Consider the following 12,926-nt stretch of genomic DNA (forward strand, 5'->3'; position numbering starts at 1 on the left):
TGCCCGTGAAGATAGTTTTATTAGGTCCTCCTGGAGCAGGAAAAGGAACACAGGCAAAATCAATTAGTAATAGATATTCAATTCCTCATATATCTACAGGAGATATCTTTAGAAAAAATATTTCAGAGAACACTCCTTTAGGTATTGAGGCTAAATCATACATGGATAATGGACAGTTAGTTCCAGATGAAGTAACTATCAACATGGTAAAAGATAGACTTCAACAAGATGATTGTAAGAATGGATATTTATTAGATGGTTTCCCAAGAACAGTTCATCAAGCAGAAGCTTTAGATAACTTTTTAACTGAAAGAGAAGAGTCAATAGACACAGCTCTTTTAATAGAAGTACCTAAAGAATTCATACTTGAAAGAATGACAGGAAGAAGAGTTTGTCCTTCATGTGGAGCAAGTTATCACATAAAGTTTAATCCACCAACTAATGATGGAAAATGTGATCTTTGCGGATCAGATGTTATTCAAAGAAAAGATGACACTGAAGAAACAGTTAAGGAAAGACTTGATGTGTATGAAAATCAAACACAACCATTAATTGATTTTTATAAAAACAAAAAGCAACTTTCAGTAGTAGATGGAACACAAGCAATAAACGAGGTCTTTGAGAGTATCTGTAAAATATTAGGGAGCGACAAGTAATGATAATTCTTAAGAATGAGAATGAAATCGACCTAATGAGGAAAGCAGGAAAGATTCTTGGAGAGACACTTAACCTGCTTAAGGAGAAAGTAAGACCTGGTATTACTACTACGGAATTAGATAGAATAGCTGAAGAGTTTATAACTAAGCATGGAGCTACACCATCCTTCAAAGGATTGTATGGTTTCCCAGCTTCATTATGTATATCTGTTAATAATCAAGTAATTCATGGTTTCCCAGGAAGTTATGAATTAAAGGATGGAGACATTGTTTCTATTGATTGTGGAGTTTGTCTAAATGGATTTCACAGTGATGCTGCTAGAACTTTTGGTGTAGGTAATATATCAGAAGAGGCAGAAAAGCTTATTAGAATTACTGAAGAATCCTTTTTTAAAGGTATAGAAAAGGCATATGTAGACAATAGATTAACGGATATTTCTAATGAAATACAGCAATATGTTGAAGCCAATGGATTTTCTGTTGTTAGAGACTTTGTAGGACATGGAATTGGCCGAAAAGTCCATGAAGATCCTGAAGTTCCTAATTTCGGTAGACCAGGCAGAGGTCCAAAGTTAATGGCAGGAATGGTATTAGCTATTGAACCGATGGTAAACATGGGATCATATAGAGTCAAGACTTTAGATGATGGCTGGACAGTAGTAACAGCAGATGGGAAACTTTCTGCACACTATGAAAACACAGTTGCAATTTTACCTAATGGTCCTGAAATATTAACACTTATAAAATAGTTTTAATATATATTGCTTAGTTATAAATTAACATTTGCCTATAAGGAATTTGTAGTTTATGACTAAGGTAATCTTTGAGGTGGATAAGTTGCAAGAAACTGATTTAATCGGTAGATTAGTTACTTCAAATGCTGGAAGAGATACAGGAAAATCATATATTGTGATTGGATTGGTAGATGATGATCTACTAGTGGCAAATGGAGCAACTAAGACTATTGAAATGCCAAAAAAGAAAAAAATAAAACATGTAGTGCTTACTGAGATATTGGATGATGAGTTAAAATCATGTATAATATCAAAGGATAAGAATGCAAATCTTAAAATAAAAAGATTTTTAAAGCTTAGTAGCACTAACAAGGAGGTTTGATTACCTTATGTCAAAAAGTGATATAATTGAAATGCAAGGTACAGTTTTAGAAGCTTTACCAAATGCAATGTTTGAAGTTGAATTAGAGAGTGGGCATAAAATATTAGCACATATCTCAGGAAAGTTAAGAATGAACTTCATAAGAATTTTACCAGGAGATAAGGTTACTGTGGAACTTTCACCATATGATCTTACAAGAGGTAGAATTACATGGAGAGCAAAATAAGGAGGGTTAGCGATGAAAGTAAGACCATCAGTTAAGCCTATTTGCGAAAAGTGCAAAGTTATAAAAAGAAAAGGAAGAGTAATGGTAATCTGTGAAAATCCTAAGCACAAACAAAAACAAGGCTAATAGGTAAATAAAACATAATAAAAAGGTCAATTGGGAGCGAATTCTTATTGACTTTTATTTAAAAGTAAAATATGATTATATAGGCATTTAAATAATAGCAAATAAATTTTAGGTGCGGCTGTGATGGATAAAACCATCAACCTAAAATTTTAAATATAAATAAACAATAGAGCAATTGAGTTACTTATTTAATGTAAATCAATTTCGTATTTTAATTACCAGGAGGTGTAACATTAATGGCAAGAATAGCAGGTATCGACCTACCAAGAGAAAAAAGAGTTGAAATAGGTCTAACTTATATATATGGTATAGGATTACCTACATCACAAAAAATTCTTGAAGTAACTGGAGTTAATCCTGATACAAGAGTTAAGGATCTTACTGAGGAAGAAGTAAACTCAATAAGAAACTACATTAAAGATTTAACAGTTGAAGGTGACTTAAGAAGAGAAGTTGCTTTAAACATAAAGAGATTAGTTGAGATTGGTTCATATAGAGGAATCAGACATAGAAAAGGTCTTCCACTTAGAGGACAAAAAACTAAGACTAATGCTAGAACTAGAAAAGGTCCTAAGAAGACAATAGCTAATAAGAAGAAATAGTTAAGGAGGGAAGACAATGGCAGCTCAAAAAGTTAAAAAAACTAGAAGAAGAAAAGAAAGAAAAAATGTTGAGCATGGTGCAGCACACATCCAATCAACATTCAATAACTCAATAGTTACTTTAACTGATGCAAAAGGAAATGCATTAGCATGGGCAAGTGCTGGTGGCCTTGGATTCAAAGGTTCAAGAAAGAGCACACCATTTGCAGCTCAAATGGCAGCTGAAACAGCAGCTAAAGCAGCTATGGAACACGGATTAAAAAGCGTTGAGGTTTACGTAAAAGGACCAGGTGCTGGAAGAGAAGCAGCTATAAGAAGCTTACAAGCAGCTGGATTAGAAGTTACTTTAATAAAAGATGTAACTCCAATCCCACACAATGGATGTAGACCACCAAAAAGAAGAAGAGTTTAGTAACGTCACGGGAGGTGTAATGAATGGCAAGATATACTGGAGCTACATGTAAGTTATGTAGAAGAGAAGGTATGAAATTATTCCTAAAAGGGGATAGATGTTATACAGATAAATGTGCTTTCGTTAGAAGAAGTTATGCACCAGGACAACACGGAGCAAGCAGAAAGAAATTATCTAACTACGGAACACAATTAAGAGAGAAGCAAAAAGCTAAGAGAATATACGGAGTTCTTGAAGGTCAGTTCAGAAACACATATGAAAGAGCTGAAAAAATGAGAGGAATCGCCGGTGAAAACTTACTTAAATTATTAGAAATGAGATTAGATAACGTTGTTTACAGATTAGGATATGGTGCTTCAAGAACAGAAGCTAGACAATTAGTAAACCACGGTCATTTCTTAGTAAATGGTAAAAAAGTTGATATAGCATCATTCAAAGTATCAGTTAACGATGTTATAACAGTTTGTGAAAAGAGCAGAGGATCAGAAAGATTCAAAATGTTTGCTGAAAATCCAAAAGCTTTACCAAAATGGTTAGAAGCTAACGTTGAAAATTTCGAAGGTAAAGTTGTTGCTGAGCCTGCAAGAGAAGATATCGACGTACCAGTTAACGAGACTCTAATCGTCGAGTTATACAGCAAATAATAATTATTGATCTTAAGAGTACTTTTACAATTGGATCAGTTGCCCTCATAAGGTTGCCATTTTAATATTAAGGAGGGTTTTTAAATGTTAGAAATAGAAAAGCCAGTAATTCAATGTGTTGAATCAAACGATAACGGAACATATGGTAAGTTTGAGATAGAACCATTAGAAAGAGGTTATGGAATAACTCTTGGTAATGCATTAAGAAGAATATTACTTTCTTCTTTACCTGGAGTGGCTCCAACTTCAGTTAAAATAGATTCAGTTCTTCATGAGTTTTCAACAATAACAGGTGTTAAAGAAGATGTTACAGAGATAATCTTAAATCTTAAAATGTTAGCACTTACTATGGAAGGTGAAGGACCAAAAACTATTTATATTGATGCTCAAGGACCAGGTGTTGTTACTGGAGCAGATATAAAAACAGATGGTGATGTAGAAGTTGTAAACAAAGATCTACATATCGCTACATTAGACAACGATGGTAAGTTATATATGGAAATCGTAGTTAATAGAGGAAGAGGATATGTTACTCAAAACAAAAATAAAACAGAAGATCTTCCATTATCAGCTATTGCTATAGATTCTATATACACTCCTGTAAAGAGAGTTAATTTCTCTGTTCAAAATACAAGAGTTGGTCAAATTACTGACTATGATAAACTTACATTAGAAATTTGGACTAATGGAACTATAAGAATAGAAGAAGCGATTTCATTATCAGCTAAAATTCTTATAGAGCACTTCAAATTATTCATGACTTTAACTGACAACGCTAATGATGTTGAGATAATGATTGAAAAAGAAGAAGATAAAAAAGAAAAAGCTTTAGAGATGACTATAGAAGAGCTTGACTTATCAGTAAGATCATACAATTGCTTAAAGAGAGCAGGTATAAACACTGTTCAAGAGCTTGCGGGCAAGAGCATGGATGATATGATGAAAGTTAGAAACTTAGGTAAGAAATCTCTAGAAGAAGTAGAAAGAAAGTTAAACGAGTTAGGCTTAAATTTAAGACTAAATGACGAGTAGGTGAGGAGGTAAAGCCATGGCAGGATATCGTAAGTTAGGTCGTCCTACTGATCAAAGAAAAGCTATGCTTAGAAATCTTGTTACAAGCTTCTTAAAGCATGGTAAAATAGAAACTACTGAAACAAGAGCTAAGGAAACTAGAAGCCTTGCAGAAAAAATGATCACTCTTGCAAAAAGAGGAGATTTACACGCAAGAAGACAAGTGTTAGCATTTGTTACAGAAGAAGAAGTTGTTAAAAACTTATTTGACAACATAGCTCCAAAGTACGCTGAAAGAAACGGTGGATACACTAGAATGTACAAAGTTGGTCCTAGAAGAGGAGACGGAGCTGAAGTTGTTATACTTGAATTAGTATAATATATTTCTTTAGAGAGGATTAAGTTTTTACTTAATCCTCTTTTGTCATATAAAATATTTTATATTATTTTTTATCATGAGTATTTTAAATATATATAACAAAGTAATATATAATAAAACAGAATATATTATTTTTACTACTAGTATAAAATTTTAGATTTAACCTATAATAGTTTTGAATTTAAAGGTATATTATGTGTTTAAAGAAATTTTTTAATAAACATATTTTAAGGAAGATAATTTTATATAAAAGGTTAAAATAAGGAAATATCTATTTACAAAATAAAATTATTAATAGTATTATTTTATAAGTAGGTATTTTTTTTATACATAAAAAAATTATTAAACTCAATACATATTGAGAAAAAGAGTTATGTATTTTAACTCTAAAGTAGTTAAAGGTAGCTTTACAGGAGGCTAGTATGGGAGAAAATATGATTAAAAGTGAAGACTTAGTTTTTAAATATGTCAATGCTGAAGAACAAACTGAAAAGGTTGCAATAAATCACGTTTCTATGGAAGTTAAAAAGGGAGAATTTTTAGTTATATTAGGTCATAACGGTTCAGGAAAATCAACTATGGCAAAGCATATGAATGCTTTATTACTTCCTAGTGGTGGAAAGATGTATGTAGATGGATTAGATACTTCTGATATAGAAAATCTTTGGGAAGTTAGAAGAAGAGCTGGAATGGTTTTTCAAAATCCAGATAATCAATTAGTAGCAACAATAGTTGAAGAAGATGTGGCTTTTGGACCAGAGAATTTAGGTGTTGATCCGAAGGAGATAAGAGAAAGAGTAGATGATTCATTAAAAGCAGTAGGTATGTATGAGTATAGAAAACATGCACCACATTTATTATCAGGAGGGCAAAAGCAGAGAATTGCTATTGCGGGTATATTAGCAATGAGACCTAAATGCATAGTATTAGATGAACCTACAGCAATGCTAGATCCTTCAGGTAGAAATGAAGTAATGAAAACTATAAAGGAAGTAAATAAAAAGTTTGGAATTACTATAATACTTATAACTCACTATATGGATGAAGCTGCACAAGCTGATAGAATAATAGTTATGGATAAAGGTGAAAAGGTAATGGAAGGGGTTCCTAGGGAAATTTTTTCTCAAGTAGAAAAAATAAAGTCAATTGGGTTAGATGTTCCTCAAGTTACTGAATTAGCTTATGAGCTTCAAAAAGAGGGAGTAGATATATCAACAGAAATATTAAATATAGATGAGATGGTGAATGCTTTATGTCAATTAAAATAGAAAATTTAAATCACATATATATGCCTAAAACACCTTTTGAAAAAATAGCATTAAATAATATAAACTGTGAAATAGAAGATGGAGAGTTTGTAGCATTAATTGGGCATACTGGCTCAGGAAAATCAACATTTATACAGCATTTAAATGGATTATTAAGTCCTACTAGTGGGAATATAATAGTTGATGGTGTTAATATAGCAGATAAAAAAGTTAAATTAAGCGATATTAGAAAAAAGGTAGGATTAGTATTTCAATATCCAGAGTATCAATTATTTGAAGAGACTATTGAAAAAGATATTGAGTATGGTCCAAGAAACTTAGGAATCAGTGAAGAAGAAATAAGTAAAAGAGTTAAAAAGTCCATGGAGATGGTTGGGCTTGACTATGAAACATATAAAGACAAATCTCCTTTTGATCTAAGTGGAGGTCAAAAGAGAAGAGTTGCCATAGCTGGGGTTATAGCTATGGAGCCTAAGGTTCTTATATTAGATGAACCAACAGCTGGGTTAGACCCAAAGGGAAGAGAAGACATACTTGCTCAAATAAGACTTCTTCATAAAGAGTATGGAATGACTATAATAATGGTTAGTCACAGCATGGAAGATGTAGCTAAGATTGCTGATAGAGTAATTGTTATGAATAGTGGAGAAATAGTTTTAGATGGAAAGATTGCAGAGGTATTTAAAGAGGTTGAAACTTTAGAAAAAATAGGATTGGCCGTTCCTCAAGTAACTTATCTAATAAGAGAGTTAAGAAACAAGGGCTTTAATATATCAGAAGAGATATTTACAATTTCTCAAGCTAAGGAAGCTCTTTTAGAAATAATAAGGAATAATAATTAGGAAGGATAAGAAATTATGTTAAAGGACATTACTATAGGTCAATATATTCCTGGGGATTCTTTTGTACATAAATTAGATCCAAGGACTAAGATATTAATATCATTTATTTTTATTGCTTCATTATTTATAGTAGATAAGTTTTGGGGATATATATTCATAATTGCCTTTTTAGGTGCAACAGTATTAATATCTAAATTACAATTTAAATATTTATATAAAGGACTTAAACCTGTATTTTTATTAATAGCTATAACAGCAGCACTTAATATTTTTATGATAAAAGGTACAGAAGATACCCTTATATGGCATTGGAAGTTTTTATATATTTATAAGGAAGGAATAAGAACAGCTATATTTATGGCATTAAGACTTATCTTGCTTATAATGGGAACTTCAGTATTAACACTTACAACATCACCAATAGAATTAACTGATGGTATTGAAAGTTTATTAAAACCATTTAAAAAGATAGGGGTTCCAGCTCATGAATTAGCAATGATGATGACAATTGCTTTAAGATTTATACCAACTTTAATTGATGAAACTGATAAAATAATGAAAGCACAAAAAGCTAGAGGTGCAGATTTTGAATCAGGAAACATAATACAAAAAGCTAAGAGTTTAATACCACTATTAATTCCTTTATTTATTAGTTCTTTTAGAAGAGCTGATGAGTTAGCTATGGCTATGGAAGCAAGATGCTATAGAGGTGGCGATGGAAGAACTAGAATGAAGATATTAAAGTATTCTAAAAATGATTTTATTTCTTTTGGAATGGCTGGAGTACTTTTAGTTTTATCAATAGTAGTAAGAGTTTTCTAGTATAAATTAAATTTTGTTTTTACATTTAGACTTTTAATATAAAATAAATATTGATAATATAAAAGAAAGACTGCAAATTTGTAGTCTTTCTTTGTTTGAAGAATTAATTATTTATGATTTAAAATATTGTTTTATAAAAAAATAAAGGAATGATTATATGAGGAATATAAAATTAACTATAGAATATGATGGAACATCTTATTTTGGGTGGCAAAAACAGCCTATAGGAAATACTATTCAGCAGAAGGTAGAAGAGGCTATAAAGAAGGTTACTAAAGAAGAGGTAGAAATATTAGGAAGTAGTAGAACAGATTCAGGAGTCCATGCTAAGGCCTATGTGGCTAATTTTAAAACTAATTCTAATATACCAGGAAAAAATTTTAAGGCTGCATTAAATTCAAAATTACCAAAGGATATAGTAATAATGAATTCAGAAGAGGTAGCTGAGGATTTTCATGCTAGGTATATGACTACAGGTAAAACTTATTGTTACACAATACTAAATAGAGAAGAGCCACCAGCCTTAGAAAGAAATTATGTATATCATGTTAAAAAGCAATTAGATGTTGAATCTATGAAAGAAGCATGTAAATACTTTTTAGGAAAACATGACTTTAAGGCCTTTCAAAGACCAGGTGGGACAGTTAAGACCTCTGTAAGAACAATAACCGATATTCATATTGAAACAGAAGGAAATAAAATTAAAATATATGTGTCAGCAGATGGTTTTTTATATAATATGGTAAGATTAATTGTAGGAACATTACTTAAAGTGGGAAGAGGAAAAGAGAAGCCAGAATATATAAAGGAAGTCATAGATTCTGGTGATAGAAAAAAAGCTGGAATTTGTGTTCCTCCAACAGGATTATGCTTAGAAAAAGTTTTTTACTAAAAGTAGATGAAATGTATTGACACGCCCGTAAGCGTGTATTATAATTGTATTTGTTTGTAAGAGAGATGTACGGGATTCAATATGAATCTTAACATAAAGTACGAGGACATATAAAACCTATTTTAAAATTCTAGGGAGGGAAAACGATGAAATCATACATTGCAAAAGCACAAGAAGTTGAAAGAAAATGGTATGTTGTTGACGCTGCTGGAAAGCCACTAGGAAGAGTTGCTAGCCAAGTTGCTTCAATATTAAGAGGAAAGAACAAGCCAACATTTACACCAAATGTTGACTGTGGAGATTTCGTTATCGTTATAAACGCTGAGAAAGTTGTTTTAACTGGTAAGAAATTAGACCAAAAAATGTTAAGAAAACACAGCTTATACGCTGGTGGATTAAAAGAAACTCCATACAGAGAAGTTTTAGAAAAGAAACCTGAATTTGCTTTCGAAGAAGCAGTTAGAAGAATGCTTCCAACAGGCGTTTTAGGAAGAAAAATGTTAAAGAAATTAAACGTGTACAGAGGAGCTGAGCACGATCACGCTGCTCAAAAACCAGAAGTACTTGAGTTAAGATACTAATTATAAGCTCGGGAGGAGGAGTTCAAATGGCAAAAGTTCAATACATGGGAACTGGAAGAAGAAAGAAATCAGTTGCAAGAGTAAGACTTGTACCAGGTGAAGGTAGAGTTATAGTAAATAATAGAGAAATCGAAACATATTTCGGATTAGAAACTTTAAGAGTTGTAGTTAACCAACCATTAGTTTTAACTGAAACTAAAGACAAATATGACGTTTTAGTTAACGTTCATGGTGGTGGATTATCAGGTCAAGCAGGAGCTATAAGACATGGTATATCAAGAGCTTTATTAAAAGCTGACGAAAACTTAAGACCAGAATTAAAGAAAGCTGGATTCTTAACTAGAGACCCAAGAATGGTTGAAAGAAAGAAATGCGGTTTAAAGAAAGCAAGAAGATCTCCACAATTCTCAAAGAGATAATATATTGCTTTTATGGAAAGAAGGAGGAATACCTCCTTCTTTTTTTATACATTTATATATTTTAAAGAAGTTATTTTTAGTTTCAGTTATTAACAAATTAGAAACAAATATGAGAAAATATATGCTTTGACAATAAATATTAAAAAGTTTTACAAATGGCTATATAACTAAGTATTAGAGGAGTATTATTTTAGTTTGTTTTAATAATTTGGATATTATTTGTAGAAAATTTCAATTAATTGGATACTGTATTAAGTTTAGGTTAAAAAGAAGCTTTAAAACTTAACAAAGCAGATATTATATTGTAAAATGTTATAGGATTGATATTTTAAAATTAAAAATAAAATAAGTTTGTATTTTACAAATTAAGCAAAGTGGAGGAGAAGTATCTTGAAAGATGCAATTTTTACCTTAATTCAAGTTGCCGGTGGATTAGGTCTATTCCTTTTTGGAATGAAGTTAATGGGAGAAGGATTAGAAAATGCCGCAGGTGATAAATTAAAAAGTATATTAGAGAAAGTTACTAAAAATCCTATATCAGCAGTTTTAGTTGGTGCCTTTGTTACAATGGTAATACAAAGTTCAAGTGCCACTACGGTAATGGTAGTTGGATTTGTTAATGCTGGACTTATGAATATAGCACAAGCTGCTGGGGTAATCATGGGAGCAAATGTAGGTACTACCATTACTGCACAACTTGTTGCTTTTAAGTTAGATGAAATAGCGCCATTGTTTGTTATAATAGGTGTTGTTTTATTAATGTCAGCAAAACAAAAGAAAAGAAAAGATATTGCTGATATAATATTAGGTTTTGGTATTTTATTTATGGGAATGGGAATAATGAGTTCAGCTTTAAAACCATTAGCTGATTCACCAATGTTCTCAGAACTTATAATGGCTATAGGTGAAAACTGGGTATTAGGAATATTTACAGGTTTAGCACTTACAGCTATATTACAAAGTTCATCAGCTACTACAGGTATATTAATTGCCTTAGCATCAACTGGTTCTATAAATATAAATATAGTTCTGCCAATATTATTTGGATGTAATATAGGTACATGTGTAACTGCGTTGATAGCAAGTATTGGGGCAAATAAAACAGCACATAAGGCTGCTGCCATACATTTAATGTTTAATATACTAGGTACACTTATATTTATACCATTTTTAAAACCTTTAGCATATATTGTTCAAGAGATTAGCCCTGGAGATGTTCAAAGACAAATAGCTAATGCTCATACAATATTCAATATAACTGCTACTATAATACTTGTACCATTAAGTAAGTACATGATTATGATAGTTAACAAATTAATAAAAGGTGAAGATGAAATTGAACTTTGTGGACCTAAGTATCTTGATGAAAGATTATTAGAAACACCAGTAATAGCTGCAGGTCAAGTTCAAAAGGAAACTTTAAGAATGGCTAATAAAGCTAAAGAAAACTTAGAATTAAGTATGAAGGCTTTTAGAGAAAATAATGAAAGCTTAGTTAAAAAAGTATATGATAATGAAAAACTTATAAATATATTAGAAGAAGAAATAACTGCTTACCTAGTTAAATTATCTAAATGTGATTTATCTGCTAAAGAAAGTAATTTAGTAGCATCAACTTTCCATATTGTAACTGATATTGAGAGAATAGGTGATCATGTTGAAAATATAGCCGATTTAACTTTAGAAAAGGTAGGAAGAAAATTAAAATATAGTGAAGATGCTTTAAAGGAAATAGATTATATATATGATCAAACAATTAGAGCTCTAGACATAACAATTGATGCTTATGCAAATGAAAATGTAGAGGAAGCTGGAACTATCTATGAAATAGAAAGAAAGATAGATGCTTCTCAAAAAGAATTTAGAGAAAATCATATTAAGAGATTAAGCCAAGGTTCTTGCAATGCTTATGATGGTGCAATATTTATGGACTTATTAAGCAACTTTGAAAGAATTGGTGATCATTCTACTAACATAGCTGAAAGTGTTATGGAAGTGCATTAAAGATATTAAAGAATACCTAACATTAGGTATTCTTTTTTCTTTTACTTAGAATATTTCTTTATATATAGGAAAAAATAAATTGAGTTTCATAATTCTAAAAGAGATAATATTTTGAAGTATTTACTAGTAAATATATTCTTTTTAGGATTTAGGATTATAATAATTTAGATTTAAATAGGAGGTATTCTTAATGAAGAAAATAATGAAAATAGTGTCAATTATGATGATATCTTTTTTAGTATTAAATATTAGCTTATTAAAGGTTAATGCAGAAGAAAATAATAAGGTAATAGTTATTGACCCAGGTCATGGAGGCATAGATGGTGGCGCAAAGAGTGAAAATGGAGTAATTGAGAAGGACATTAATTTATCAATATCACTTAAAACAAAAGCTGCCTTAGAGAGTAAGGGATATAAAGTCATAATGACTAGAAGTGAGGATGTAGGACTATATACTGAGGGCAAAAAGGTTAGAGAAAAGAAAATAGAAGACTTAGGAAATAGAGTTAAGATTAAAAAAGAAAATAAGTGTGATGCTTTTATAAGCATACATCAAAATATGTTTCCTCAAAAGAATTGTAAAGGGGCACAAGTATGGAGTGCCAACAATGAACCAAGTCAAAAGCTAGGCAAAATAATACAACAAAAATTTAAGGAAGAAGTTGACCAAAATAATAAGAGGGAAGCAAAAGTTGCAAAAAAAGAATATAAGATTTTAAATGATGGATATGAAGGAGCTTCTGTAATAGTTGAATGTGGTTTCTTATCTAATCCAGAAGAATGCGAACTATTAGGTAAAGAAGATTATCAAAATAAAATTGCAAATACCTTAGCAAATGCTATAGATGAATATTTTAAATAATATAATTTAAAGAAAATTTAGTAATGGCAAACTAACTTCCATATCATTTGGGGTAATTGAGTAA

The 12,926-nt window shown here is 30.9% G+C and carries 18 protein-coding genes; all 18 read left to right on the plus strand.

Annotated elements, in window-relative coordinates; all coding sequences use genetic code 11:
• The first annotated feature begins 5 nt into the window (after positions 1-5).
• The 18 genes from I6G60_RS03165 (at position 6) to cwlD (ending at position 12,862) form a co-directional block, all read left to right on the plus strand.
• Entirely contained in the window at positions 6-656 is a 651-nt protein-coding gene (locus I6G60_RS03165) for an adenylate kinase (RefSeq protein ID WP_003454337.1), read from the plus strand.
• Complete coding sequence (gene map, locus I6G60_RS03170) at positions 656-1,405, plus strand: type I methionyl aminopeptidase (protein ID WP_003454388.1); 750 nt, start codon at positions 656-658, stop codon at positions 1,403-1,405. The genes I6G60_RS03165 and map overlap by 1 nt, the downstream gene beginning before the upstream one ends.
• 88 nt (positions 1,406-1,493) lie before the next feature.
• Positions 1,494-1,772: a KOW domain-containing RNA-binding protein gene (locus I6G60_RS03175; protein WP_003460478.1), complete on the plus strand. Its 279-nt coding sequence runs from the start codon at positions 1,494-1,496 to the stop codon at positions 1,770-1,772.
• A 7-nt stretch (positions 1,773-1,779) separates the two neighbouring features.
• A complete protein-coding gene (infA, locus tag I6G60_RS03180; RefSeq protein WP_003454491.1) occupies positions 1,780-1,998 on the plus strand; it encodes a translation initiation factor IF-1 in 219 nt (72 codons plus the stop codon).
• A gap of 12 nt (positions 1,999-2,010) precedes the next feature.
• Positions 2,011-2,124, plus strand: coding sequence for a 50S ribosomal protein L36 (gene rpmJ / locus I6G60_RS03185; RefSeq protein WP_003373491.1), 114 nt, complete (start codon positions 2,011-2,013; stop codon positions 2,122-2,124).
• A 236-nt stretch (positions 2,125-2,360) separates the two neighbouring features.
• A complete protein-coding gene (rpsM, locus tag I6G60_RS03190; RefSeq protein WP_003454489.1) occupies positions 2,361-2,726 on the plus strand; it encodes a 30S ribosomal protein S13 in 366 nt (121 codons plus the stop codon).
• A gap of 16 nt (positions 2,727-2,742) precedes the next feature.
• A complete protein-coding gene (gene rpsK / locus I6G60_RS03195) occupies positions 2,743-3,138 on the plus strand; it encodes a 30S ribosomal protein S11 (RefSeq protein WP_003454436.1) in 396 nt (131 codons plus the stop codon).
• A gap of 23 nt (positions 3,139-3,161) precedes the next feature.
• Complete coding sequence (gene rpsD / locus I6G60_RS03200; protein ID WP_003470276.1) at positions 3,162-3,782, plus strand: 30S ribosomal protein S4; 621 nt, start codon at positions 3,162-3,164, stop codon at positions 3,780-3,782.
• A gap of 84 nt (positions 3,783-3,866) precedes the next feature.
• On the plus strand, positions 3,867-4,814 hold the full coding sequence (locus I6G60_RS03205) for a DNA-directed RNA polymerase subunit alpha (RefSeq protein ID WP_003454404.1): 948 nt from the start codon (positions 3,867-3,869) through the stop codon (positions 4,812-4,814).
• 16 nt (positions 4,815-4,830) lie between these two features.
• Positions 4,831-5,172 (plus strand): 50S ribosomal protein L17, encoded by a 342-nt coding sequence (rplQ, locus tag I6G60_RS03210; RefSeq protein WP_003454231.1) that lies wholly within the window; start codon positions 4,831-4,833, stop codon positions 5,170-5,172.
• Between the two features lie 422 nt (positions 5,173-5,594).
• Positions 5,595-6,440, plus strand: coding sequence for an energy-coupling factor transporter ATPase (locus I6G60_RS03215; protein ID WP_003454376.1), 846 nt, complete (start codon positions 5,595-5,597; stop codon positions 6,438-6,440).
• Positions 6,425-7,282 (plus strand): energy-coupling factor transporter ATPase, encoded by an 858-nt coding sequence (locus tag I6G60_RS03220; RefSeq protein ID WP_003454522.1) that lies wholly within the window; start codon positions 6,425-6,427, stop codon positions 7,280-7,282. The genes I6G60_RS03215 and I6G60_RS03220 overlap by 16 nt, the downstream gene beginning before the upstream one ends.
• A 15-nt stretch (positions 7,283-7,297) precedes the next feature.
• Positions 7,298-8,104 carry an energy-coupling factor transporter transmembrane component T family protein gene (locus tag I6G60_RS03225; RefSeq protein ID WP_003454368.1) on the plus strand — a complete coding sequence of 269 codons (807 nt, stop codon included), beginning with the start codon at positions 7,298-7,300 and terminating at the stop codon, positions 8,102-8,104.
• Between the two features lie 157 nt (positions 8,105-8,261).
• On the plus strand, positions 8,262-8,996 hold the full coding sequence (gene truA, locus I6G60_RS03230; protein ID WP_003460461.1) for a tRNA pseudouridine(38-40) synthase TruA: 735 nt from the start codon (positions 8,262-8,264) through the stop codon (positions 8,994-8,996).
• A gap of 146 nt (positions 8,997-9,142) precedes the next feature.
• On the plus strand, positions 9,143-9,577 hold the full coding sequence (gene rplM, locus I6G60_RS03235; RefSeq protein ID WP_003454462.1) for a 50S ribosomal protein L13: 435 nt from the start codon (positions 9,143-9,145) through the stop codon (positions 9,575-9,577).
• 26 nt (positions 9,578-9,603) lie between these two features.
• Positions 9,604-9,996, plus strand: a complete 393-nt coding sequence (gene rpsI, locus I6G60_RS03240; RefSeq protein WP_003454434.1) for a 30S ribosomal protein S9 — start codon at positions 9,604-9,606, stop codon at positions 9,994-9,996.
• 390 nt (positions 9,997-10,386) lie between these two features.
• Positions 10,387-12,000, plus strand: a complete 1,614-nt coding sequence (locus tag I6G60_RS03245) for a Na/Pi cotransporter family protein (protein ID WP_003454505.1) — start codon at positions 10,387-10,389, stop codon at positions 11,998-12,000.
• A gap of 190 nt (positions 12,001-12,190) precedes the next feature.
• A complete protein-coding gene (gene cwlD / locus I6G60_RS03250; protein ID WP_011591131.1) occupies positions 12,191-12,862 on the plus strand; it encodes an N-acetylmuramoyl-L-alanine amidase CwlD in 672 nt (223 codons plus the stop codon).
• Positions 12,863-12,926 lie beyond the last annotated feature (64 nt).

The sequence above is a fragment of the Clostridium perfringens genome, from assembly GCF_016027375.1.
Classification (GTDB): Bacteria; Bacillota; Clostridia; order Clostridiales; family Clostridiaceae; genus Sarcina; species Sarcina perfringens.